Source organism: Sphingopyxis solisilvae (assembly GCF_015475875.1).
Classification (GTDB): domain Bacteria; phylum Pseudomonadota; class Alphaproteobacteria; order Sphingomonadales; family Sphingomonadaceae; genus Sphingopyxis; species Sphingopyxis solisilvae.
In genome coordinates this window covers 35,034-58,178 of the sequence record NZ_JADKYM010000017.1, presented here as the reverse complement: position 1 = coordinate 58,178, position 23,145 = coordinate 35,034, and the positions used below count along the sequence as shown (strand labels likewise).

Below are 23,145 nucleotides of genomic sequence, written 5' to 3'. Positions count from 1 at the left end.
TGTGCTCTTCCGATCTAATGGCGGGGCGGTGTTGCTGGCGTCGCATTCTGCGCTCGCAATGACGAGGAAGGGTTTGGGGGCATGACCACCCTGCTCGCCCTGCTCTGGCGCGACCTGCGGCGGGCGTGGGGCAGCGGGGCGTTGTGGTTGCCGGTGCTGTTCTTCCTGCTCGTCGCGACCGCCTTTCCCTTTGCGGTCGGCCCCGATGCGCCCCTGCTGCGGCGTGCCGGCGGCGGGATGGTGTGGGTCGCGGCGTTGCTCGCGGCGTTGCTGCCGATCGACCGGCTGGTGCGGCCCGACCGCGATGCGGGCGTGCTCGATCAGCTCGCGGTGCGCGGGATCGCCGACGAGGTGATCGCGGCGGTCAAGATTTTGGCGCATGGAATCGCGTTCGGGCTGCCGTTGATGATCGCGTTGTTCCCGGCGGCGGCGTTGCTGGCGCAGGACGCGGCGCGGGTCGAGGTGCTGGCGACGGGGATTGCGATTGCGATCCCGGCGCTGGCGTCGCTGGCGGTGCTGAGCGCGGCGCTGACCGCCGGGCTGAAGGGCGGAAGCGCGATCGGCGGGCTGCTGGTGCTGCCGCTGGCAGTGCCGCTGCTGATCTTTGGCGCGGGGATGCTCGACCCTTCGGGGCGCGGGGCAGTGAAATTGCTGGGCGCGACGAGCTTGCTGCTGACGATGATCGGGCCGTTTGCGGCGGGGGGGGCCCTTCGGGGGCTTAGGGAGTAAGCAACGCCTCCAACCCGTTCGTGTCGAGCGAAGTCGAGACACGCGAAGGCTGGCGCTTCCCAAGCGTGTCTCGACTTCGCTCGACACGAACGGAAATGGAAGGTGGCTGTTTTCCACGGGTGCAGAAGGTTGCGATAGAGGAGAAATCGGACCATACCCCGTTCGCAACAGGTGGAGCATAATCAATGAATTGGCGCCAGGAGTTAACGCTGATCTGCATAACCGTCATTGCGGCGCGCGGCGTATCAGGATGGTTTGGTGACCACGTTCTGATGGCCCTCGTCGGCGTTGGCCTTGCCGTTGTTATTGGTGATCGAATCCGCATGCGCTTGAAATCGAAGAACGCTCGGGCACAACCCCAGAGCCGGTAGCCTTGTCAGCAGCTACCACCCCCAAACCCCCATAAGAAAAGGACCGGAGTTTCCTCCGGCCCTTCCCTAATCCAGTGCTGATCGAAATCAGGCGCCGGTGACGTCGGCCGTGTCGACCTTCACGCCCGGGCCCATCGACGACGACAGCGCGATCTTGCGAACGTACTTGCCCTTCGCGCCCGCCGGCTTGGCCTTGACGATCGCGTCGACGAAGGCGTCGAAGTTCTGGCGGAGCTTTTCCTCGCCGAACGACAGCTTGCCCAGACCAGCGTGGATGATGCCGGCCTTTTCGACGCGGAATTCGATCTGACCGCCCTTGGCGGCCTTCACGGCTTCGGCGACGTTCGGGGTCACGGTGCCCAGCTTCGGGTTCGGCATCAGACCCTTCGGACCCAGCGTCTTACCCAGGCGGCCGACGATGCCCATCATGTCCGGCGTCGCGATGACGCGGCCATAGTCGAGGTTGCCCGCGAGCATGTCTTCCATCAGGTCTTCGGCACCGACCTTGTCGGCGCCGGCGGCCAGCGCCTTGTCGGCGTTGTCGCCGCGCGCGAACACGGCAACCTTGACGTCCTTGCCGGTCCCGGCGGGCAGCGTCACGACGCCGCGGACCATCTGGTCGGCGTGGCGCGGATCGACACCCAGGTTGAGCGCGACTTCGAGCGTTTCGTCGAACTTGGCCGAGGCCAGCTCGCGCACGGTCTTCAGCGCTTCGTCAACGGTGTGCAGCTTAAGGCTGTCAACCTTGCCCTCGAGGGACTTCTGCTTCTTGGTCAGCTTTGCCATGGGTTCAGCCCTCCGTCACTTCGAGGCCCATCGAGCGCGCGCTGCCCTCGATGATCTTCGTCGCCTGTTCCAGATCGTTCGCGTTGAGATCCTTCATCTTGATCTCGGCGATTTCGGTCAGCTTCGAGCGGGCGATCTTGCCGCCGCTGATCTTGCCCGGCTCTTTCGAACCCGACTTCAGGTTTGCGGCCTTCTTGATCAGATAGGTTGCCGGCGGCGTCTTCGTGACGAACGAAAAGCTCTTGTCGGCGAACACGGTGATAATGGTCGGGGTCGGGGTGCCTTTTTCCATGCCATCCGTCGCGGCGTTGAACGCCTTGCAGAATTCCATGATGTTGACACCGCGCTGGCCGAGTGCCGGCCCGAGCGGCGGCGAGGGGTTTGCGGTCCCTGCCGGTACTTGCAGCTTGATATAGCCGCTGATCTTCTTAGCCATGATGGCCTCCTATCTTTCTGTCGGTCCGCCGTTGCCGGTGAACCTCAAAATTAGCGGTCGAACAGAAGGGCATCACCCCTTCCTCCCGCGCGGAATCACGCCCTTATCTGACGCGAAGCGGGGCCGTTAGCTGGAAACGGGCGGTGAGGCAAGGGTTTTGGGCGCCTCCCTCTCCCCTTGGGAGAGGGTTGCGAAGGCTTGGGAGCTTGCTGCCTAGTCGAAGCTGGGTGAGGGGATCAGACGCCAGAGACCCTCACCAAGGCATCCTAACCAGCAAGCTGGCAAGTCTGCCTATCCTCTCCCAAGGGGAGAGGAAACCCGGATCAGCCTTGCGGTACCAGCCGCAGCAATCCTTCCTGCATCACCGATGCGATCAGTGTGCCGTCTGGGCGATAGACGAGGCCGCGGTTGATGCCGCGCGCGGCGCCGGTCCAGTCGCTGTCCATCACATAGGCGAACCACTCATCGACGCGGATGTCGTCGTGAAACCACATCGCATGATCGAGGCTGGTCGAGAACAGCCCGGGGGTCGACCAGGTGAAGCCGTGCGGGAGCAGCGAGGACGACAGCAGTCCCATGTCGGACGCATAGGAAAGGAAGGCGCGATGAAGCAGCGGGTCGTCGCCGATCGGCGCGGCGAGGCGATACCATTGATAATGCGCCGACGCCTTTTCGGTCGAGGGCGGGCGGAAACTGCGCATCTCGAACGGGCGCAGGCGCGCCATGCGGTCGAGCTGGGCGTCGCTGACATTGGGATCGGCGGCAAGATTTTCGGTGAACTCGACGCACTGGTCGGGCGGCAGCAGGTCGGGCATCGGCACCTGATGCGACGCGCCGGGTTCGGGGGCATGGAAGGATGCGGTGAGGTTGAAGATCACCTTGCCGTCCTGGCGCACGACGACGCGGCGGTTGGCGAAGCTGCGCCCGTCGAAATCGCGGTGAACGCGGAAATGCAGCGGCTTCGCTTCGTCGCCGCCGCGCAGGAAATAGGCGTGGAGCGAATGCGCCGACTTGCCCGGATCGACGGTGCGCGCCGCGGCGACCAGCGCCTGTGCAATCACCTGGCCGCCGAAGATGCGGTCGCGCGTCGGTTTGTTGAACGCCGGGAAGCTATATTCGTCGGGCTCATCGGAGGGAACGAGGTCGAACAGGCGAGTGACTGCACCGACCACTTTTTCCGGCGAAAAGGCAGATTGAATTTCGCGGGCGCGATCGATGCGAGCCTGAATCTCGGCGGGAGTCAGGCTCATATCGTCATCCGTTCCTTGAGGTAGCGACAGCCGAGGGCCATCACTTCATGCGTTCGACCTGTTCGAAGTCGAGCTCGACCGGGGTGGCGCGACCAAAGATCGACACCGACACCTTGACGCGCGCCTTTTCGAAATCGAGTTCCTCGACCAGCCCGTTGAAGCTGGCGAACGGACCGTCGAGCACCTTGACCTGATCGCCGATTTCGTAATCGACGCGGATCTCGGTCTTCGGTCGGGCCGCGGCCTCTTCCTTGCTGTTCAGGATGCGCGCGGCCTCGGCCTCGCTGATCGCCTGCGGCTTGCCCGACGAGCCCAGGAAGCCCGTGACCTTCGGCGTGTTCTTGACCAAGTGATAGACGTCGTCGGTCATGGTCAGCTTGGCGAGGACATAGCCGGGGAAGAATTTGCGTTCCGCCTGCACTTTCTTGCCGCGCTTGACCTCGGTAACGGTTTCCACCGGCACCTCGACCGCTTCAACGAAATCGGTCAGCCCCATCCGCTCGGCTTCGGCAAGCACCGAATCGCGCACCTTGTTCTCGAAACCCGAATAGGCGTGAATGATGTACCAGCGCGCCATGTGTATCCCGTATCCTGTTGATGAAGCCGCGCCGAAATCAGCGCGCGAGCGAGGTCAGCCAGCTGACGATCGCGTTGAAAACCGTATCGACGCCAAGGAAGAACAACGACAGGATCGTCGTCATGATCAACACCATGATCGTTGTCTGCACCGTCTCGCGCCCCGTCGGCCAGACGATTTTCCGGGCTTCGGTGCGCACCTGGTTGATGAACTCCGCCGGGCTGGTCTTTGCCATGTCGATCGTCCTGTCCTTAAAAACGCATTTCGGAGCAGATGGGTCGCCATGCCCCGCGCGTCAAGCACGCTTTGGGCAATAGTCCGCCCACCCTCCCCGAGCAGGTCGGCGAAAGGCGGAAAAAGCGGCGCATCTGTCCGATTGAACGCCGCCTTTACTGGCGCGTCGCGGTGAATGCAAGTGCGGGGGTAGCCTCGTGCGCGAGCGCCCGCCGGATCAGCAGCAGCAGCAGTGCCATGACCAGCCAGCTGGCCGTCGGCTGGAGCGCGAACAACAGGTGCAGTTCGCGCGCCGCCGCCGCACCGTTCGCCGGATCGAAACCGACCACGTCGAGCAGGATATAGCTGACCGCAATCGCCGCAGCGACCCCGAATTTCTGCATCAGATTGAGCATTGCGAACAGAAATGCCGAACGATTCCGTCCGCATCGCGCCGCATCGCGCGGGATGATGTCGGCCAGCATCGAATGGGTAAACAACAGGCCGACGAAGCCCGTCCCGAGCGCCATCGAAAAGCCGGTTGCCTGGCCGAGCCCGGCGGGCGCCTGGAACAGGGTCGCGATCAGCAATCCGGAGATCAGCAGGCCCATGGCGATCATCATCGGCGGCTTGCCGAACCGCCGCGCCAGCAACGTCCAGACCGGCGACGCCAAAGCGCCGCCGACAAAGCTGGCGAACAGCAACACCGCGCTCTGCGCGTCGAGATCGAGCACGGCGGCAGCGAAAAAGACGAACAGCGCCGTCAGCGAACCGAAGGCGAAGCTGTTGAGAAACTGCACCCCGAGGAGCAGCATGAGCGGCGGATAGGACAGCGATACCCGGATTTCCTGCCGCCAGCCGATGCCGGGTTTGGCAACCACGGCGCGCGCCGGTACGCGCCGGATGGCAAAGAGCGCGATCGGCACCATCAGCATGAACAGGCTGGCATAGGCCATGATCCGCCCCTGCAGGCTGACGCCCGGAAACAAGAGCTGCGCTGCTGCCGGCGCAGCGAACGCCAGGATCAGCGCGATTTTCGCGAACCAGTCGCGCATGCCATAGAGCAGTGCGCTGTCGGCGGGCGTCCGCACCAGCGCCGATCCCCACGACAGCTGCGCCACCTCGTAAAGGCTGAAACTGGAATAAAAGAGCACCATCATCACGAACAGGGCGGCGAAGGGCAGCTGGTCGCCGATGGTGACGATCGCCAGCAGCAGCAGCGCGAGCGGGGCCAGCGCCATCAGCATCCAGCGCCGGTGCGCGCCGAGCCCGGTGCGCACGCGGTCGACCATCGTCCCGATCAACGGATCGACGACGCCATCCCAGATCGTCGTCAGCGAAAACAGCAGCCCGACGAGCGCCACCGGAATGATCCCGCCCTCGGCAATATAGGGCGGCAGGTAAACGCTGAACGGCAAGCCCAGGATCACCGTCGGCCCGGCGGTAGCGGCATAGGCGGCGACGGTCCGCGGGCGAAGCGCGGCTTCCTGTCCGGCGGGGTCAACGGATGGCAGAACGGTACTGGCCAAGATGCAACGCTCCCCTTGCCGGAGCGCGCAAGCTTTCAGTTATTGACAGCCCTGTCAACAAGCCCGCGACAAAGGCGCGATGGTCGAAAGCCTAACCGATCTTGAAGTGCGACAGAAACGGTCTGAGGCGCCAGTCGATCTGTTCGTGGGTCAGCCATTCGTCGTCCAGCCCGGCCAGCGCATGGAGCATCGAATCGCCGATGACGATGCTAAGCAGCAGCTTGGCCGCCGCTTCGGGATCGTCGATCTCCGCTTCCCCCGCTGCCGCCCAGGCGGCAAACAATTCGGACAATTCTTCGACTGCCGGAATATGGAGGTCGCGGTAGATTTGCAGCGCGAACGCGCGGTCACGCAAGCTTTCGGAAATCAGCATCCGCATCAATGCGACCGCGCGCGGCGACCGCATCCGGTCGCATTGCCGATAGGCATAGCCGGTCAAAAGCTCGACGTTGGACAGTTGGCCCATCGCTTCGCACGCGCCGGGTTCGCAGCGCGTCTCCTCACCCCAGCGCGCTGCAATCGCGTGGAGGAGCCCCTGCTTGTTGCCGAACAGGTCGTACAGCGTGGCGAGCGATCCGCCCGACCGCTTGACAATGTCCGCCAGCGCCGTTCGCTCATAGCCCTGTTCGAGAAACAGCGCCTCCGCAGCGTCCAATATGGCTTCCTGCCGCCGCTCACGCAAACTGGGTGGCCCGGCCGAACAGTCGAGCAGATCAAAATTGTCCATGCGCGATTCTCTCCCTTGCGCTTTTCTGTAATCTAAATTACATCACGCCAAACGCAACGCCTTTTTCGCGTCGCCATCCTTTCATTTTGCGGATTTATCAGGGGTCGTTATGAGTCGCGCTCGTTCTTTCGCCTGCGCCATCGTTGGCGCGTTGGCCCTGTTGCTGGCCGCCTGTTCGTCCGAACCCCCGCCCGCCCCGCCGCCGCCCGAAGTCACTATCGTGACCGTGCGGTCGCAGGCAGTACCGAACGTCATCGAACTGCCGGGGCGCGTCCAGGCCGTTCGCACGTCGGAGGTGCGCGCGCGCGTCGACGGCATTGTCGAGCGGCGACTGTTCAACGAAGGTAGTTTTGTGCGTGCGGGAACCGCGCTGTTCCGCATCGATCCGCGTCAGTTGACCGCCAACGCCAATGCGGCGCGCGCGCAGCTCGCGCGGGCACAGGCAACCGCCGCCAACGCGCGGCAGGTCGTTGCGCGTTACCAGCCGCTGCTCGCCGACCAGGCGATCGGCCGCCAGGAATATGACGCGGCGGTCGCCGCCCAGCGCACCGCCGAGGCCGATGTCCAGGCAGCGCAGGCAAATCTCGAATCGGCGCGGCTGAACCTGGGTTATGCGTCGGTGACCGCACCGATTTCGGGCCGTATCCGCCGCGCCGAGGTGACCGAGGGTGCGCTGGTGAGTGCGGCGCAGGGGACGTTGTTGACGACGATCGAGCAGATCGATCGCGTCTATGTCAATTTCGGCCAGTCGAGTTCGGACCTGCTGGCGACGCGCCGCGACATGGGATCGGGCAAGGTCAGCGCCCCGGCGCTCGAACGCGTCGAAGTGCAATTGATCCTGGAGGACGGCAGCGCTTACCCGGTGGTCGGCCATCTCGACTTCCTCGACCTGTCGATCGACGAGGCGACCGGCACCGCGGCGCTGCGCGCCGAATTTCCCAATCCCAACGCCGCGCTGCTGCCCGGCCAGTTCGTGCGCGCACGCATCTTTGCCGGTAACCGCGCCGACGGGATGCTTATCCCGCAGCGCGCGGTCAAGCTGGCGGCCGACGCCGCGAGCGTGATGGTGCTCGACGCCAAGAATGTCGCCACGCCGCGTCCGATCAAGCTCGGCGCCATGGTGGCGGGCCAATGGGCGGTTCTCGACGGGCTGAGGCCCGGCGACCGGGTGATTGTCGACGGACTGCAAAAGGTTCAGCCGGGGCAGCCGGTGCGCATCGCGCCGCCCAAGGGAACGACGTCGACTCCCGCGGCGAAGCGCTGACCGATGACGCCCCGTTTCTTTATCGACCGGCCCATTTTTTCGTGGGTCATCGCCATCGGCATCCTGCTCGCCGGGATCATCGCGCTGCGCGGGTTGCCTGTCGAACAATATCCGTCGGTCGCGCCGCCGTCGCTGACGATCGGCGTAACCTATCCGGGCGCCGACGCGCGCACGCTCGAACAGAATGTCACGCAGGTCATCGAGCAGGAGCTGAACGGGGTCGAGGGTTTCCTCTACATGGCCTCGACCAGCGAATCGAACGGCACCGCGTCGATCACCCTGACCTTTGAGGCGGGGACCGACATCGACAATGCGCAGATGGAGGTGCAGAACCGCCTTCGCCGCGTCGAGCAGCGGCTGCCCGAAGATGTGCGGCGACAGGGTATTTCGGTCACAGAGGCCAATTCGGGCTTTCTGCTTATCGTCGCGATCACCTCGAAAAGCGGCAACACCGACCCGATGGAGGTGAACAACTTCGCCAACACGCGCGTGCTCGACGAGCTGCGCCGTGTGAACGGGGTCGGCAATGTCCAGGCGTTCGCGCCCGAATATGCGATGCGGATCTGGCTCGATCCGCAAAAGCTGGCGTCCTACAAATTGTCCGCCGCCGAAGCGCTGCGCGCCGTTCAGGAGCAGAACAGCCAGACACCGGGCGGCCAGCTGGGCGACCAGCCGATTGCAAAAGGCGCCGAGATCAACGCGGTCATTACGACGCAAGGCCGCTTTACCAAGCCCGAACAGTTCGAGAGCATCATCCTGCGCGCGAATCCCGACGGTTCGGCGGTCACCTTGCGCGATGTCGGCCGCGTCGAACTGGGCGCTGCCAGCTACCTCTTTTCGTCCGAGCTCAATGGAAAGCCGATGGCAGGGCTTGCCGTCCAGCTGACCCCGGGCGCCAACGCGCTCGCGACGGCAGAGGGCGTCCGCGAGCAAATGGAAACCTTGTCCAAGGGATTCCCGCCCGACATCACTTGGTCGATCCCCTATGACACGACGCCGTTCATCCAGCTGTCGATCGAGGAGGTCGTGATGACGCTGGTCGAGGCGATGGTGCTCGTCTTCCTCGTGATGTTCCTGTTCCTGCAGAACTGGCGCGCGACGGTTATCCCGACCATCGTCGTGCCGATCGCGCTGGCGGGTGCCTGCCTTGGCCTGTGGATGTTCGGTTTTTCGATCAACGTGCTGACGTTGTTCGGTATGGTGCTGGCAATCGGCATCCTCGTCGACGATGCGATCGTCGTGATCGAAAATGTCGAGCGGATCATGAACGAGGAGCATCTGCCGCCCTATGAAGCGACGGTGAAGGCGATGGGGCAGATCACCAGCGCGATCATCGGCATCACGCTGGTCCTGATCGCGGTGTTCATTCCGATGGCCTTCTTCCCCGGTTCGACCGGCGGCATTTATCGCCAGTTTTCGATGACGCTGGCGATCTCGATCGCATTTTCGGCACTGCTGGCACTGACGCTGACCCCGGCGCTGTGCGCCACGATGCTCAAGCCGCACGATGCGTCCAAACGCAGCGGCCCGGTCGGCGAGCGCGTCGATCGTTTCTTCAGCCGTTTCAACGACTGGTTCGGACGGACAACCGATCGCTATCAACACCGGGTCGGCAAAATGCTGGGGGCGCCGCTCCGCTGGCTGGGCGTGTTTGTCGTCATGGTTGCGGTGACCGCACTGCTGTTCACGCGCCTGCCGGGTTCATTTCTGCCGCAAGAGGATCAGGGCTATCTGATCACGGTGATCCAGGCGCCACCCGGCGCCACGACCGAGCGCACGAATGAAGCGACCGAACAGGCCAAGGCCTTTTTCGCCGAACAGCCGCAGGTCGCGAATATCGTCTCGGTGAACGGCTTCAGCTTCTTTGGCCAGGGTCAGGCGAACGCAATCATGTTCACGCCGCTCAAGCCGTGGGACGAACGCAAGGGCGATGGCGATAGCGCCGACGCGATCGCGGGCAAGGCGATGGGCGCTTTGATGGGGATCAAGGAGGCCTTTGTTTTCTCGCTCAGCCCGCCGTCGATGCCGGAGCTGGGTACGTCGAGCGGCTTTACCTTCAAACTGCAGGACCGCGGCGCCAACGGCCGCGAAGCACTGGTCGCGGCACGCAACCAGATGCTGGGCGGTGCGATGCAGAGCAAACTGCTCGCGAATGTCCGGCCGGAAGGACAGGAAGACGCCCCGGTATTGAAAGTCGATATCGACCGCATCCAGGCGCGCGCGCTGGGCTTGTCGATCGGCGACGTCAACGCCACGCTGGCGATCAGTTTCGGCAGCGCCTACGCCAACGACTTCACGCGTGAAGGACGCGTGCTGCGCGTCCTGCTTCAGGCCGACGCCGCCAGCCGCATGACGCCGCAGGACGTGCTCGACCTGCGCGTGCGCAGCGCTAACGGCGACATGGTGCCGTTCGGATCGTTCAGCAAAGCCGAATGGTCGGCCGAAACGCCGCAGCTCCAACGCTATAACGGCTATCCCGCGATGACGATTTCGGGCGAGCCGGCGCCAGGACAATCGACCGGCGAGGCGATGGCCGAAATGGAGCGTCTGGCCGAGCAACTGCCGCCGGGCTTTGCGTTCGAATGGACCGGCATCTCGTATGAGGAAAAGCAGTCGGCGGGGCAGATCGGTATGTTGCTGGGCTTGTCGCTGGTTGTCGTCTTCCTGCTGCTCGCGGCGCTGTACGAAAGCTGGTCGGTTCCGGTGTCGGTGCTGCTGGTGGTGCCGCTGGGTGTGCTGGGCGCGGTATTGTTCTCGATGTTCCGCGGCCTCAGCGCCGACATTTATTTCAACGTCGGGTTGATCACGATCATCGGGCTGGCGGCGAAAAACGCGATCCTGATCGTCGAATTCGCGATCGAACAGGAGGCCCAAGGCAAATCGACGCTCGATGCCGTGATGGAAGCGGTCAAGCTGCGCCTGCGCCCGATCATCATGACCAGCCTGGCGTTCATCCTCGGCATGGTGCCGCTGGTCATCGCGAGCGGCGCGGGGGCGGCGAGCCGGATCGCGGTCGGGTCGGGCGTGATGGGCGGGATGATCGCCGCGACTTTGCTAGGCATCTTTTTCATCCCGGTCTTTTATCTTTCGGTCCGCAAATGGCTGAGCCGCAAGCGGCCGCCAGCGCCGGCCGAAAAGGGCCATCATGGCGAGGAGCCGACCCATGCGTAAGCTGATCGTTCTGCTCGCCGCATCCGCGCTCGCCGGCTGCGCCAATATGGCGCCGCCGCACGAGCGCCCGGCGCTGCCCACCGCGCCCGATTATCCAGCCGAATTCGTTGGCGATGTGACGCTGGGCCAGCGCGCGACCGATGTCGCGTGGCAGGATTTCTTTGCCGACCCGCAACTCGAGGTGCTGATCGCGCAAGCGATCGAGCGCAACCGCGACCTCGCCGTCGCGGTGGCGCAGATCGACGAAGCGCGCGGGCTGTACCGCATCCAGGATGCCGACCGGCTGCCGACGGTGGGTGCGAGCGCGGATGCGGCGCGCACGCGCGGCCCTTCGCTGACCGGCGCCGGGACCGACACGACCAGCCGCTACTCAGTCGGGGTCGGGGTGACGTCGTTCGAGCTCGATTTCTGGGGGCGAGTCAAGAATCTGTCCGAAGCCGCGCGTAGCCAGTATCTGGCGACCGAACAGGCCGAAAGGGCGTTCCGGCTGGCGCTGGTGCGCGACGTCGCATCGACCTATTTCGCCTCGCGCGGCGCGACCGAGCAGATCGCGCTCGCCGAAGCGACGGTGACCAGCCGCAAAGAAGGGCTGCGGATTGCCAAGCGGCGGCTCGACGCGGGGGTGACTTCGGCACTCGATTACCGCCAGTCGGAAACGCTGCTGACCCAGGCGGAGACGCAGTTGGCGAGTTTAAAGCTCGGCAAGGCACAGGCCGATAATTTCCTGGCCGTGCTCACCGGCGGACCCGTCGCCGGTCCCCTGCCCGCGCCGTTGCCGCTCGTCGCGCAGGCGCAGTCGCCAACGCTGACCGCAGGCCTGCCGTCGGACCTGCTGGTCGCACGGCCCGACATCCTTGCCGCCGAGGAACGGCTGCGTGCCGCGCGGGCCAATGTCGGCGCGGCGCGGGCGGCATTCTTTCCGTCGATCTCGCTCACCGGCAACCTCGGCTTTGCATCGGGATCGCTCGACAATCTGTTCAGCAACGACGGATTCGGCTGGAGCTTTGGCCCGTCGATCCGACTGCCGATTTTCGATTTCGGGCGCAACAAGGGCAATCTGACCGTCGCCGAGGCACGCGAGAATATCGCGGTCGCAACCTATGAGCGCACGGTGCAGGGCGCGTTCCGCGAAGTCGCCGACGCGCTCGCGGGACGCCGTTACCTCGCCGAGCAGGTCGAGGCACAGGAACGCGGCACGCTGGCGCAACGCCGCATCGCCGACCTCGCGCGCAAGCGCTACCGCGAAGGGGTGTCGACCTATCTCGAGGTGCTTGACGCCGAACGCAATCTGTTCGCCGCCGAACAGGCGCTGGTGGAAATCCGCCGCGCGCAGGTCGACAATCTGGTGACGCTCTATGTGGCGCTCGGCGGCGGATTGGTCGAACGCCGTTAAAGGACCAGGCCGATTTCGGACAGCACCAGCCCTGCCCTGCTGAAGGACATATTGGGTCCGCAAGCGCTGGCGGCGATTGCCGATGCGGGCGCCGCCGCGTCGCCGCGTTTTGACCGGAAGGCGTTCCTTGCCGCCGCGACCGACGGGCTCGACGCGCTGTCGATCATGGAGCGGGTGCGCCATATTGCGGACGCGCTGCGTCCCGCGCTGCCCGCCGATTATGGGGCGGCGCTGGACGTTATCCAAGTTATGGCGCCGCAGTTGACGCACAGTTTTCAGGCGATCGCCGTTACCGAATATGTTGCGCGTTTCGGGCTGGACGATTTCGACCGGTCGATGGACGCGCTCGCCGTGCTGACACGCTTCGGCACGGCGGAATTCGCGATCCGGCCCTTTTTGGCGCATGATGCCGATCACGCGCTGGCGACGATGGAAGGATGGACGGCCAGCGACGACGAGCATGTCCGGCGGCTCGCCAGCGAAGGCGGTCGCCCGAGGCTACCGTGGGCGGCGCGCGTTCCGGCGCTGAAGGCCGACCCGACGCGCGCGGCGCCTATCCTCGAGGCGCTCAAGGCCGATCCCGCCCTCTATGTCCGCAAATCGGTCGCCAATCACCTGAACGACATCGCCAAGGACCGGCCAGACTGGCTGCTCGACCGGCTGGCGGGCTGGCCGCAGCATGATCCCTACACTGTCTGGATCATCCGCCACGCGCTGCGCACCCTGATCAAACAGGGCGAGCCGCGGGCGCTGGCGCTGATCGGCGTCGGTCATGGGGCCGCGGTGACGGTGCGCAATTTCACCGTCGAGCCAGCGGTGGTGCGGCTGGGCGAGCGGATTGCGATCAGCGCGGCGATCGTTTCGGATTCGTCGGAAAATCAGCCTTTGGTGGTCGACTACCGCGTCCATTATGCGCGGGCGGGCGGCAAGACTGCGGCGAAGGTGTTCAAGTGGAAGTCGTTCGACCTCGCGGGGGGCGAAACGGTCGCGCTGCGTATCAATCAGGTCATTCGCGATTTCAGCACCCGGCGCCATCATCCGGGGCAGCACACGATCGAACTGATCGTCAATGGACAGACGATGGCCACAGGTGGGTTTGAGCTGTTGGTGGACTGAGCGCGTTTATTCGAAGCTCAAGAAAATTTTCGTTTCCCCGCGAAGACGGGGATCCATCACCAGACGGTTCAAACTGGCGCAGGCCGGTGATGGACTCCCCCCTTCGCGAGAGAACAGCGCTATTCTATAACGATTGAAACGCACGCCGATGCTCCGCGCCCGTTCTTCACGGCGGAGCAGGGGCTGGTTGCGCCGGCGCTTCGTTCGCGATCGGCACCCGCAAATCGATCCGGCTGCCGTTGATTTCGGTCGAGATCACCGCATTGCCGCCTTCGATGCCGACGCTCGTATTTTCACCGACCGGGATCGCGCCGACGTCGGGGATATCCTGTGGCTCGACCGGTCCGCGGGGGTCGGCCTCACGCCGCGGCGCCGCTTGCTGCCCCGACGCCTGCATCATGAAGTCGCGCCAGATCCGCGCCGGCAACCCGCCGCCCGAAATGCCGCGCAGCGGGCTGTTGTCGTCGTTGCCGATCCACACCCCGACGACGAGACCATTGGCGTAGCCGACGAACAGCGCGTCGCGATTGTCCTGGCTGGTCCCCGTCTTGCCGAAATTCGCCTGCGGCAAACGCGCCGCGCGGCCGGTGCCGCGATTGACCGCGGCGCGTAGCATCTGTTCGATGTCGTCGTGAACGCTGGACCGGAAACGGCGCGGGCCGGAGATCAGATTTTCGAACCAGCCCTTTTCCTCGCCCTCGAACGCATGTGGGACCACCGGATAGCTGTTCGCCGCCACGGCGGCATAAGCGGCGGTCAGTTCGAGCAAGGTCATGCTCGACGTGCCGAGCGCCAGGCTGGGGTCGCCCTTGGTCATCGGGGCGGTGACGCCCAGGTCGCGCGCCATGTCGATCACCTTGTCGTCGCCGACCTCGCGCAGCAGCCGTACCGCGGCGACATTGCTCGACGTCGCAAACGCATCCTCCAGCGTGATCGTTTTCGAATAGGCGCCGCCCGAGTTCTTGGGGCGGTATGACCCGGTTTCGATCGGCTGATTGTCGATCACGTCATCGGGCTCCCACCCGGCCCGCAGCGCGGCGAGATAGACGAACAGCTTGAACGTCGATCCCGGCTGGCGCCGCGCCTGCGTCGCGCGGTTGAACGGCGAGGCGGTATAGTCCTTGCCGCCGACCATCGCGACGACTTCGCCATTGGGGCGCATCGCGACCAGCGCGACCTGCGCCTGCCCGATCCCGGCGCGACTGGTGACGCGACGCGCCACCGCCTGCAACCGCGCATCGAGTGTCGTCGTGATCGTCTGGCGCGAATAACCGACATCGCTCAATTTGCGTGCCTCGGGCAGCGCCCAGTCGGCGAAATAGGTTCCGGTCGGCAACGTGTTGCGCGAACGCACATCGATCCGCGGCGGACGGACGGCCTTTCGCTCGGTCGCGGACAGATAGCCCGTAGCGACCATCGCGTTCAGCACCAGTTGCATACGCTCTTCGGCAAGGTCCCGGTTCTTGGTCGGCGCGAGACGCGACGGCGCCTGCACCAACCCGGCGAGCATCGCCGCCTGCGCCGGGGTCAGCTTTTCGGGCTGGCGATAAAAATAGTGCATCGACGCGGCGCGCAGACCGTAGGTGTTGTCGCCGAAATAGGCGTTCGACAGATAGCGTTCGAGTATTTCGTCCTTGCTCAGCCATGCTTCGAGCCAGAAGGCGATCAGCGCCTCGCGCGCTTTGCGCCCCAGCGTGCGTTTGGGGGTCAGGAAGGTGAATTTCGCCAGCTGCTGGGTAATCGTGCTGCCGCCCTGCGTCCGCCCGCCGCTGACATTGCTCCACACCGCGCGCGCAATGCTGCGCGGATCGACGCCCCAATGGCTGTAAAAGCGACGGTCCTCGATCGCAAGAAAGGCGCCGGTGACATGCTTCGGCAGGTCCGCGGCCTTTACCGGCGCATCGACGATCGCGCCGGTTCGTGCGATCGGGGTGCCGTCGGAGGCCAGCAGGGTAATTTGCGGCGGGGCGATCGGTTCGAGCGATTTTGACAAGGGCGCGGTGAGCGCGAGCCAGCCGACGAGCAGGATGAAGAGGATACAGAAAATCGCAAAACCGCGCGAAATTCGCCGCCACCATTTGCGCCATCGCGTTTCCGGCACAGCCACCGGCAGGGCGTCGAAAACGGGAGCGTCCGGCACAGGAAAGGTCGGTGCGACGGGCGCCGGATCGGCGGTTTTTGCTTTAAGGGGCCAGACCATGCTCGATCACCGTATTAATATCGCAATACAGCATAAGCAAATATCTTGTGTGCGTTCCGCTGGGGGCAGAATATATGCTGCAACGGCGCGCAAATATCACGCAGGATCGCGCTTGCCCGCTCCGGCCTGAAACTCGGCAACCAGATCGAAACGGTCGCCGCGAAAAAGCTGGCGGACGTGGGTGACGGACCGCTCGCCGCGCCAGGTGTCGCGTTCCAGCTGCAGGCAGGCGGCGCCGCTGCCGGTCGCCAGCATCGCCGCTTCGGTGCGGGTGGCAGCAACGGCGCGCACGACGTGGCGCGCCGAGGTCCAAGGGATGTGCGCGAGGAGCCAGGTTCCCGGTGCCTCGGTGGCGAAATTGGCGTCGGCTGCCGCGGGCACTTCGGCGAGTTCGATCGTACGGTTTTCCAGCGCAAAGGGTTCGCCAGCGGCAAAATGCACGCCGTCGATCCGGAGCATGTCGGCGCCGCCAGCGTTCTTGCGGCGCTGGATCGCGCGCGCTTCCCAGCGGTACGCCTCACCGCGCGCGGCAATCAGCTCGGCAAGGTCGGGCACCGTCATCACCGCCGAATGCACCGGCGGATGTGCAACGAATGACCCGGCCTTGCGCCGCCGTTCGATCAGCCCCGCGGCGACGAGCTCGCCGATCGCCTTGCTGACCGTCGCACGCGCGCAGCCATAGCGTTGCGCGAGTTCCTGTTCGATCGGGATGCGCGTCCCCGGTTTCCACTCGCCCGAGTGGATGCGCGCTTCGATATCCTCGCGGATCCGGCGCGCCGGGTTCGGCGCTGCGCGCGTCACGCGACGATCTGCTCGACGCTTTTGCGGTAGGCGGCAGCGATGCGGGCGCGGTCGACATGGCGTCCACCTTCGACGCATTTGACCCCGGCGCGCCACACGCAGTCAATCGTCCCGGCCCCGCCCGCAAAAATCCAGCGGTCGAGCAGCGTCGCATCGTCGGTCCCGGCGAAGCTGGGATGATCGAGGTCGAGCGAGACGATGTCGGCGGACTGGCCCACCGCAAAGCCAGCCTCGACCCCCAGCGCCTGCGCGCCGCCGTCTAGCGCGCGGGCGTAGAGATTGGCGCCCACGAACGGCGATTCGCTTCCAGCCAGCAACGCACGGGCCCGGTGCGCCAGCCGCTGCGAATATTCGAGCGCGCGCAGCTCTCCAGCGGCGTCGATCAGGATATTGCTGTCGGTGCCGATCCCGAACGCGCCGCCAGCAGCCAGATAGTCGATCGCGGGAAAAATGCCGTCGCCAAGGTTCGCCTCGGTAATCGGGCAAAGTCCGGCCACCGCCCCGCTGGCGGCGAGCCGCGGCACTTCACCCGCGCTGAGGTGCGTCGCGTGGATCAGGCACCAGCGCGCATCGACCGCCGCGTTATCGAGCAGCCAGTCAACCGGCCGCGCCCCGCTCCACGCGACGCAATCGGCGACTTCCTTTTCTTGTTCGGCGGCGTGGATATGGACCGGGCCGGTAGGCGCCATGGCGAGCAGCGCCGCGAGTTGGTCTGGCCCGACCGCGCGCAGCGAGTGCGGCGCAATGCCGATATTGGCGTCGCCGACCAGCTTGGCGCGCGCGCCGTCGAGCAGTGTTGCAAAGCCGTCGATGTCGCTGAGGAAGCGCCGCTGGCCGGGGCTTGGCGCCGCACCGCCGAAATTGCCATGCGCGTAGAATACGGGCAGCAAGGTCAAGCCGATGCCTGTCGCCGCGCTGGCCTCGACGATCGCCCCCGCCATCGCGGCGGGATCGGCATAGGTCACGCCCGCCGGGTCGTGATGGAGATAGTGGAACTCGCCGACGCGCGTGAAACCACCCTCGAGCATCTCGGCATAGGCCTGCGCGGTGATCGCCGCGACATCCTCGGGGGTCAGCCGATCGAGGAAGCGGTACATGATCTCGCGCCAGCTCCAGAAATTGTCATCGGGACGGCTGCGGCGTTCCGACAGCCCCGCCATCCCGCGCTGGAAACCATGGCTGTGGACGTTGCACAGCCCGGGCAGCGCCGCGGCGTGGCGTTTGTCTCCCGGCGCCGCTTCGACACCGGTTTCAAGCGCGGAAATCCGCCCGTCGGCGACCGTCAGGCGCACATCGTGCTGCCACTGATTGTCGATCCATGCGCGCTGAAACCAGTAAGCCATCATCAAAAGCCCTCATATTATGTCTAGACATAATGACGTAATCGCGAGATGTTGTCCAGATGGAGCATAGCTGGACCAACGCGCGACTCGCGACGATGACCGATGACGGGCTGGGGCTGATCGACGACGGCGTCGTGGCGGCACAGGACGGGCGGATCGTCTATGCCGGACCTGCCGATGGCGCGCCGACGAGGCCCGCGAAAACCACCGATTGCGGCGGCAGGTTGATCACCCCGGGGCTGATCGATTGTCACACCCATCTGGTCCACGGCGGCAATCGCGCCAATGAATGGACGATGCGGCTTGAAGGCGCGAACTATGAGGAAATTGCCCGCGCAGGTGGGGGTATCGTGTCGACGATGCGCGCCACGCGCGCGGCGAGCGAGGCGGAACTGGTCGATACGGCACTCCCCCGCCTCGACGCGCTGCTCGCCGAAGGGGTGACGACGATCGAGATCAAGTCAGGCTACGGCCTCGATACCGAAAACGAACTGAAGATGCTGCGCGCCGCCCGCGCGCTCGGCGAGCGGCGCCGGGTCCGCGTCGAGCCAACCTTCCTCGGAGCGCACGCCCTGCCCCCCGAATATCAGGGCGACAGCAACGGCTATATCGACCTCGTCGTCGGCGAAATGATCCCCGCCGCCGCGCCGCTCGCGACCGCGGTCGATGCCTTTTGCGAAGGCATCGGTTTTTCGCCCGCGCAATGCACGCGGGTGATCGAGGCGGCGCAGGCGCATGGGCTGGCGGTCAAGCTGCACGCCGAACAATTGTCTGCCCTGAGCGGCAGCGCGCTCGCGGCACGGCACGGCGCGCTCTCTGCCGACCATCTCGAGTATGCGACCGACGACAATGTCGCCGCGATGGCGGCGGCCGGGACGGTCGCGGTGCTACTCCCCGGCGCCTATTATTTCATGCGCGAGACCAAATTGCCGCCAATCGACGCGATGCGTCGCCACGGCGTGAAGATCGCGCTCGCAACCGACAACAACCCTGGCACCTCGCCGACGACCTCGCTGCTGCTCATGCTCAACATGGGCGCGACGCTGTTCGGGCTGACGGTGGTCGAGGCCTTGCGCGGGGTGACAGTCAATGCCGCCGCCGCGCTCGGACTAGGCGCCGAGATCGGCACGCTCGAAGCCGGCAAGGCGTGCGACCTCGCGATCTGGGACGTCACCGACCCCGCCGAGCTGGTTTACCGCATCGGCTTCAACCCGCTGCACCAACGCATCAAGGACGGACAATGATCATCAACCCGGGCGCCATGGCGCTCGCCGACTGGCGTGAAATCTATGAGGGCGCGAGCGCCGAACTGAGCGCCGATGCGTGGAACGCGATCGACGCCAGCGCCGCCGCGGTCGCGCGGATCGTCGCCAGGGGCGCGCCCGTCTACGGCATCAACACCGGTTTCGGAAAGCTCGCGAGCGTTCGCGTCGCCGATGACGATCTGGCGACGCTCCAGCGGAACATTGTGCTCAGCCATGCGGCAGGCACCGGGGCGCCGTCGCCGGCAAAAAACGTCCGATTGATGATGGCGCTGAAGCTCGCGAGTTTCGGCATGGGGGCTTCGGGCGTCCGCCGCGAGACGGTTGCGATGCTGGAGACGATGCTGGCGAAGGGGATTACCCCGATCGTCCCGTCGCAGGGCTCGGTCGGCGCGAGCGGCGACCTCGCGCCGCTGGCGCACATGGCGGCGGCGATGATCGGCGTCGGCGAAATCGAGGTCGGCGGTCAGACCCTTCTCGCCGCCGACGCGCTTGCCGACGCGGGACTCGTCCCCCTCGAACTCGGTCCCAAGGAAGGCCTCGCGTTGCTCAACGGCACGCAATTCTCGACCGCCAACGCGCTCGCGGGCCTGTTTCGCGCCGATACGCTGTTCCGCTCGGCGCTCATCACCGGCGCGCTGTCGACCGAGGCCGCCAAAGGCTCCGACGCGCCCTTCGACCCGCGCATCCACGCGCTGCGCGGCCATGCCGGACAGCGTGCGGTCGGCGACGCTCTGCGCGGCCTGATGGCGGGATCAGCGATCCGCGCCTCGCATGCGATCGACGATCCGCGCGTGCAGGATCCGTATTGCCTGCGCTGCCAGCCGCAGGTGATGGGCGCCGTGCTCGACCTGCTGCGTCAGGCCGCGACGACGCTTGCCGTCGAAGCCAATGGCGTGTCCGACAATCCGCTGATCTTTGCCGATACCGACGAAGCTTTGTCGGGTGGCAATTTCCACGCCGAACCTGTCGCCTTTGCCGCCGACATGATCGCGATGGCGCTGTGCGAGATCGGCTCGATTGCGGAGCGTCGCATCGCGATGCTTGTCGATCCCGCGCTGTCAGGCCTCCCCGCCTTCCTCACCCCGCGCCCCGGGCTCAACTCGGGCTTCATGATCCCGCAGGTAACCGCCGCCGCGCTGGTCAGCGAAAACAAGCAGCGCGCCCATCCCGCCAGCGTCGATTCGATCCCGACCAGCGCCAATCAGGAGGACCATGTGTCGATGGCCGCGCACGGCGCGCGCCGCCTGCTCGACATGGCCGACAACGCCAGCGCGGTGATCGGTATCGAACTGCTCGCAGCCTGCCAGGGCATCGACTTCCACGCGCCGCTGCAATCGAGCGAGGCGCTGGAAGCGGCGCACAGCCACCTTCGCGCCGCGGTGCCGACGCTCGAAGACGACCGCCATTTCCATCCCGATATGGAGGCCGCAACCGCGCTGATCCGTTCGGGCAGCCTCGTTGCTGCGGTCGCGGCCAGCTTGCCGGGTGTCGGCTGATGGACTGGCTGCGCGTCCAGCGCGGCGACGCGCCGCTGGTCATCGCCTTCCCGCACGGGGGTACCGATCTGGCCGGGCTGGATGATCAGTTCGTCTCGCCCTGGCATGCCCAGATCGACACCGACTGGTGGATTGCCGATCTTTACACCTTTGCCGCCGATATGGGCGCGACATTGGTCGCGACCGATATTTCGCGCAGCGTGATCGACATGAACCGCGACCCGTCGGGGGCGTCGCTTTATCCCGGACAGGCAACGACCGAGCTATGCCCGACGACGACCTTCGACGGCGAACCGCTGTACCGCTTTGGCGAACCCGACGAAGCAGAGATCATGCAGCGGCTGAACCTCTATCACCGGCCCTATCATGACGCGCTGGCCGCCGAACTCGCACGACTGAAGGCAGCGCACGGCCGGGTCGTTCTCTATGACGCGCATTCGATCCGCAGCCATGTCCCCCGCCTGTTCGACGACGAATTGCCGCAATTCAACATCGGGACCAACGGCGGCGCGACCTGCGCGCCCGAACTCGAAACGATCGTCGCCAGCATCTGCGCCGCGAGCGGCTACAGCCATGTCGTCAATGGCCGTTTCAAGGGCGGCTGGACGACGCGCCATTATGGCGACCCGGAAAGTGGCGTCCACGTGGTCCAGATGGAGCTGGCCCAGCGCGGCTATATGGCGGAGCCCACCGCGATCACCTCGGCCAATTGGCCCACTCCGCTCGACCCCAATCCGGCGATCCGGCCCGTGCTGGAGCAAGTGATCGCCGCGACCTTCGATTTTGCGAAAGGACAGAAATGACCCGTCTCGACAACAGTCGCGTGATCCGCCCGGCGACTGGCCCCGACATCACCGCCAAAAGCTGGCTCACCGAAGCGCCGATGCGGATGCTGATGAACAACCTGCACCCCGACGTCGCCGAAGCGCCGCACGAGCTGGTCGTTTATGGCGGCATCGGCCGCGCCGCGCGCGACTGGGAAAGCTATGACAAGATCGTCGAGACGCTGAAACGGCTGGGTGACGATGAAACCCTGCTGGTCCAGTCGGGAAAGCCCGTCGGCGTGTTCCGCACCCATAGCGATGCGCCGCGGGTGCTGCTCGCCAATTCGAACCTGGTGCCGCAATGGGCGAATTGGGAGCATTTCTCCGAACTCGATAAAAAGGGCCTGATGATGTACGGCCAGATGACCGCGGGCAGCTGGATCTATATCGGCAGCCAGGGCATCGTGCAGGGCACTTACGAAACCTTCGTCGAGATGGGCCGCCAGCACTATGGCGGCAGCCTGGCGGGCCGTTGGCTGCTGACCGCGGGCCTCGGCGGCATGGGCGGCGCGCAGCCGCTCGCCGCGGTGATGGCGGGCGCGAGCTGCCTCGCGATCGAATGCCAGCCGAGCCGCATCGAAATGCGCCTGCGCACCGGCTATCTCGATAAGCAGGCGTCGAGCATCGACGAGGCGCTGGCGATGATCGAAGCGAGCCATGCCGAGAGCAAACCCGTCTCGGTCGGCCTGCTCGGCAACGCCGCCGACATCTTGCCCGAAATGGTCCGCCGCGGCATCCGCCCCGACCTGCTCACCGACCAGACGTCGGCGCACGATCCGGTCAACGGCTACCTACCCGCAGGCTGGACCCTCGACGAATGGTTTGCGAAGCGCGAGAGCGATCCCGCGGCGGTCGCGAAAGCCGCCAAGGCGTCGATGGCGGTGCATGTCCAGGCGATGCTCGACATGCAGGCGGCCGGGGTTCCGACGACCGATTATGGCAATAATATCCGCCAAATGGCGAAGGACGAGGGTGTCGAGAATGCCTTTGACTTTCCGGGCTTCGTCCCTGCCTATGTCCGCCCGCTGTTCTGCCGCGGTGTCGGCCCGTTCCGCTGGGTCGCGCTGTCGGGCGATCCCGAGGATATCTACAAGACCGATGCCAAGGTGAAGGAGCTGCTGCCCGACAACAAGCATCTCCACAACTGGCTCGACATGGCGCGCGAGAAGATCCGGTTCCAGGGACTACCCGCGCGCATCTGCTGGGTCGGGCTCGGCGATCGCCACCGACTCGGCTTCGCGTTCAACGAGATGGTCGCGAGCGGCGAACTGAAAGCCCCCGTCGTCATCGGCCGCGACCATCTCGATTCAGGCTCGGTCGCCTCGCCCAATCGAGAAACCGAAGCGATGCGCGACGGATCCGATGCGGTGTCCGATTGGCCCCTCCTCAACGCCCTGCTCAACACCGCGAGCGGCGCGACGTGGGTGTCGCTCCATCACGGCGGCGGCGTCGGCATGGGCTATTCGCAGCACAGCGGCATGGTGATCGTCGCCGACGGCACAGCCGAAGCGGCCAAGCGGCTCGAACGCGTGCTGTGGAACGACCCCGGCACCGGCGTCATGCGCCACGCCGACGCAGGGTACGACATCGCCATCGATTGCGCGCGCGAAAAAGGGCTGGACCTGCCGAGTTTGAAGTAAGCCCGCTCACGCCC

General features: G+C 65.4%; 19 protein-coding genes. 9 read left to right on the top strand and 10 right to left on the bottom strand.

Going from position 1 to position 23,145, the window contains the following annotated elements; all coding sequences use genetic code 11:
- The first annotated feature begins 81 nt into the window (after nt 1-81).
- Nucleotides 82-729 carry a heme exporter protein CcmB gene (locus IR187_RS12425; RefSeq protein WP_194954927.1) on the top strand — a complete coding sequence of 216 codons (648 nt, stop codon included), beginning with the start codon at nt 82-84 and terminating at the stop codon, nt 727-729.
- 458 nt (nt 730-1,187) lie between these two features.
- Here IR187_RS12425 and rplA read toward each other — a convergent pair whose 3' ends face one another.
- From rplA to IR187_RS12390, 7 genes are all read right to left on the bottom strand, one after another.
- Nucleotides 1,188-1,886 (bottom strand): 50S ribosomal protein L1, encoded by a 699-nt coding sequence (rplA, locus tag IR187_RS12420; protein ID WP_088441336.1) that lies wholly within the window; start codon nt 1,884-1,886, stop codon nt 1,188-1,190.
- Between the two features lie 4 nt (nt 1,887-1,890).
- The gene (gene rplK / locus IR187_RS12415) at nt 1,891-2,322 is read right to left on the bottom strand and encodes a 50S ribosomal protein L11 (protein ID WP_120218097.1); all 432 of its coding nucleotides are present in this window, start codon (nt 2,320-2,322) and stop codon (nt 1,891-1,893) included.
- Between the two features lie 323 nt (nt 2,323-2,645).
- Complete coding sequence (locus IR187_RS12410; protein WP_194954926.1) at nt 2,646-3,572, bottom strand: acyl-CoA thioesterase; 927 nt, start codon at nt 3,570-3,572, stop codon at nt 2,646-2,648.
- Nucleotides 3,573-3,612: 40 nt separating this feature from the next.
- Nucleotides 3,613-4,149, bottom strand: a complete 537-nt coding sequence (gene nusG / locus IR187_RS12405; protein WP_194954925.1) for a transcription termination/antitermination protein NusG — start codon at nt 4,147-4,149, stop codon at nt 3,613-3,615.
- Nucleotides 4,150-4,186: 37 nt separating this feature from the next.
- Entirely contained in the window at nt 4,187-4,384 is a 198-nt protein-coding gene (secE, locus tag IR187_RS12400) for a preprotein translocase subunit SecE (protein WP_194954924.1), read from the bottom strand.
- Between the two features lie 154 nt (nt 4,385-4,538).
- A complete protein-coding gene (locus IR187_RS12395) occupies nt 4,539-5,891 on the bottom strand; it encodes an MFS transporter (RefSeq protein WP_194954923.1) in 1,353 nt (450 codons plus the stop codon).
- A gap of 91 nt (nt 5,892-5,982) precedes the next feature.
- On the bottom strand, nt 5,983-6,618 hold the full coding sequence (locus IR187_RS12390) for a TetR/AcrR family transcriptional regulator (RefSeq protein WP_194954922.1): 636 nt from the start codon (nt 6,616-6,618) through the stop codon (nt 5,983-5,985).
- Nucleotides 6,619-6,727: 109 nt separating this feature from the next.
- Here IR187_RS12390 and IR187_RS12385 point away from each other — a divergent pair, with 109 nt between their 5' ends.
- The 4 genes from IR187_RS12385 to IR187_RS12370 are packed head-to-tail and all read left to right on the top strand — an operon-like array spanning nt 6,728 to nt 13,562.
- Nucleotides 6,728-7,882, top strand: a complete 1,155-nt coding sequence (locus IR187_RS12385) for an efflux RND transporter periplasmic adaptor subunit (RefSeq protein ID WP_194954921.1) — start codon at nt 6,728-6,730, stop codon at nt 7,880-7,882.
- A 3-nt stretch (nt 7,883-7,885) separates the two neighbouring features.
- Entirely contained in the window at nt 7,886-11,053 is a 3,168-nt protein-coding gene (locus tag IR187_RS12380) for an efflux RND transporter permease subunit (protein ID WP_194954920.1), read from the top strand.
- Nucleotides 11,046-12,446 carry an efflux transporter outer membrane subunit gene (locus tag IR187_RS12375; RefSeq protein ID WP_194954919.1) on the top strand — a complete coding sequence of 467 codons (1,401 nt, stop codon included), beginning with the start codon at nt 11,046-11,048 and terminating at the stop codon, nt 12,444-12,446. Before IR187_RS12380 ends, IR187_RS12375 begins: the two co-directional genes overlap by 8 nt.
- A gap of 51 nt (nt 12,447-12,497) precedes the next feature.
- On the top strand, nt 12,498-13,562 hold the full coding sequence (locus IR187_RS12370; RefSeq protein WP_228765904.1) for a DNA alkylation repair protein: 1,065 nt from the start codon (nt 12,498-12,500) through the stop codon (nt 13,560-13,562).
- A 166-nt stretch (nt 13,563-13,728) separates the two neighbouring features.
- Here IR187_RS12370 and IR187_RS12365 read toward each other — a convergent pair whose 3' ends face one another.
- From IR187_RS12365 to IR187_RS12355, 3 genes are all read right to left on the bottom strand, one after another.
- The gene (locus IR187_RS12365) at nt 13,729-15,762 is read right to left on the bottom strand and encodes a transglycosylase domain-containing protein (RefSeq protein ID WP_194954918.1); all 2,034 of its coding nucleotides are present in this window, start codon (nt 15,760-15,762) and stop codon (nt 13,729-13,731) included.
- Between the two features lie 96 nt (nt 15,763-15,858).
- Nucleotides 15,859-16,563: a UTRA domain-containing protein gene (locus IR187_RS12360; protein WP_324187692.1), complete on the bottom strand. Its 705-nt coding sequence runs from the start codon at nt 16,561-16,563 to the stop codon at nt 15,859-15,861.
- On the bottom strand, nt 16,560-17,909 hold the full coding sequence (locus IR187_RS12355) for a formimidoylglutamate deiminase (RefSeq protein ID WP_194954916.1): 1,350 nt from the start codon (nt 17,907-17,909) through the stop codon (nt 16,560-16,562). Before IR187_RS12355 ends, IR187_RS12360 begins: the two co-directional genes overlap by 4 nt.
- A 56-nt stretch (nt 17,910-17,965) precedes the next feature.
- Here IR187_RS12355 and hutI point away from each other — a divergent pair, with 56 nt between their 5' ends.
- Genes hutI through hutU form a run of 4 tightly spaced genes read left to right on the top strand, consistent with a single transcriptional unit; the run spans nt 17,966 to nt 23,131 of the window.
- Complete coding sequence (hutI, locus tag IR187_RS12350; RefSeq protein WP_194954915.1) at nt 17,966-19,150, top strand: imidazolonepropionase; 1,185 nt, start codon at nt 17,966-17,968, stop codon at nt 19,148-19,150.
- Entirely contained in the window at nt 19,147-20,667 is a 1,521-nt protein-coding gene (hutH, locus tag IR187_RS12345; protein WP_194954914.1) for a histidine ammonia-lyase, read from the top strand. The genes hutI and hutH overlap by 4 nt, the downstream gene beginning before the upstream one ends.
- Entirely contained in the window at nt 20,667-21,470 is an 804-nt protein-coding gene (gene hutG, locus IR187_RS12340; protein ID WP_194954913.1) for an N-formylglutamate deformylase, read from the top strand. Before hutH ends, hutG begins: the two co-directional genes overlap by 1 nt.
- Nucleotides 21,467-23,131, top strand: a complete 1,665-nt coding sequence (hutU, locus tag IR187_RS12335; protein WP_194954912.1) for a urocanate hydratase — start codon at nt 21,467-21,469, stop codon at nt 23,129-23,131. Before hutG ends, hutU begins: the two co-directional genes overlap by 4 nt.
- Nucleotides 23,132-23,145: the final 14 nt, after the last annotated feature.

Excerpts from the sequence above, each read along its gene's own strand:
- IR187_RS12425 (WP_194954927.1), top strand. The coding sequence starts at position 82 with ATGACCACCCTGCTCGCCCTGCTCTGGCGCGACCTGCGGCGGGCGTGG.
- rplA (WP_088441336.1), bottom strand. The coding sequence starts at position 1,886 with ATGGCAAAGCTGACCAAGAAGCAGAAGTCCCTCGAGGGCAAGGTTGAC.
- rplK (WP_120218097.1), bottom strand. The coding sequence starts at position 2,322 with ATGGCTAAGAAGATCAGCGGCTATATCAAGCTGCAAGTACCGGCAGGG.
- IR187_RS12410 (WP_194954926.1), bottom strand. The coding sequence starts at position 3,572 with ATGAGCCTGACTCCCGCCGAGATTCAGGCTCGCATCGATCGCGCCCGC.
- nusG (WP_194954925.1), bottom strand. The coding sequence starts at position 4,149 with ATGGCGCGCTGGTACATCATTCACGCCTATTCGGGTTTCGAGAACAAG.
- secE (WP_194954924.1), bottom strand. The coding sequence starts at position 4,384 with ATGGCAAAGACCAGCCCGGCGGAGTTCATCAACCAGGTGCGCACCGAA.
- IR187_RS12390 (WP_194954922.1), bottom strand. The coding sequence starts at position 6,618 with ATGGACAATTTTGATCTGCTCGACTGTTCGGCCGGGCCACCCAGTTTG.
- IR187_RS12385 (WP_194954921.1), top strand. The coding sequence starts at position 6,728 with ATGAGTCGCGCTCGTTCTTTCGCCTGCGCCATCGTTGGCGCGTTGGCC.
- IR187_RS12380 (WP_194954920.1), top strand. The coding sequence starts at position 7,886 with ATGACGCCCCGTTTCTTTATCGACCGGCCCATTTTTTCGTGGGTCATC.
- IR187_RS12375 (WP_194954919.1), top strand. The coding sequence starts at position 11,046 with ATGCGTAAGCTGATCGTTCTGCTCGCCGCATCCGCGCTCGCCGGCTGC.
- IR187_RS12365 (WP_194954918.1), bottom strand. The coding sequence starts at position 15,762 with ATGGTCTGGCCCCTTAAAGCAAAAACCGCCGATCCGGCGCCCGTCGCA.
- IR187_RS12355 (WP_194954916.1), bottom strand. The coding sequence starts at position 17,909 with ATGATGGCTTACTGGTTTCAGCGCGCATGGATCGACAATCAGTGGCAG.
- hutI (WP_194954915.1), top strand. The coding sequence starts at position 17,966 with ATGGAGCATAGCTGGACCAACGCGCGACTCGCGACGATGACCGATGAC.
- hutH (WP_194954914.1), top strand. The coding sequence starts at position 19,147 with ATGATCATCAACCCGGGCGCCATGGCGCTCGCCGACTGGCGTGAAATC.
- hutG (WP_194954913.1), top strand. The coding sequence starts at position 20,667 with ATGGACTGGCTGCGCGTCCAGCGCGGCGACGCGCCGCTGGTCATCGCC.
- hutU (WP_194954912.1), top strand. The coding sequence starts at position 21,467 with ATGACCCGTCTCGACAACAGTCGCGTGATCCGCCCGGCGACTGGCCCC.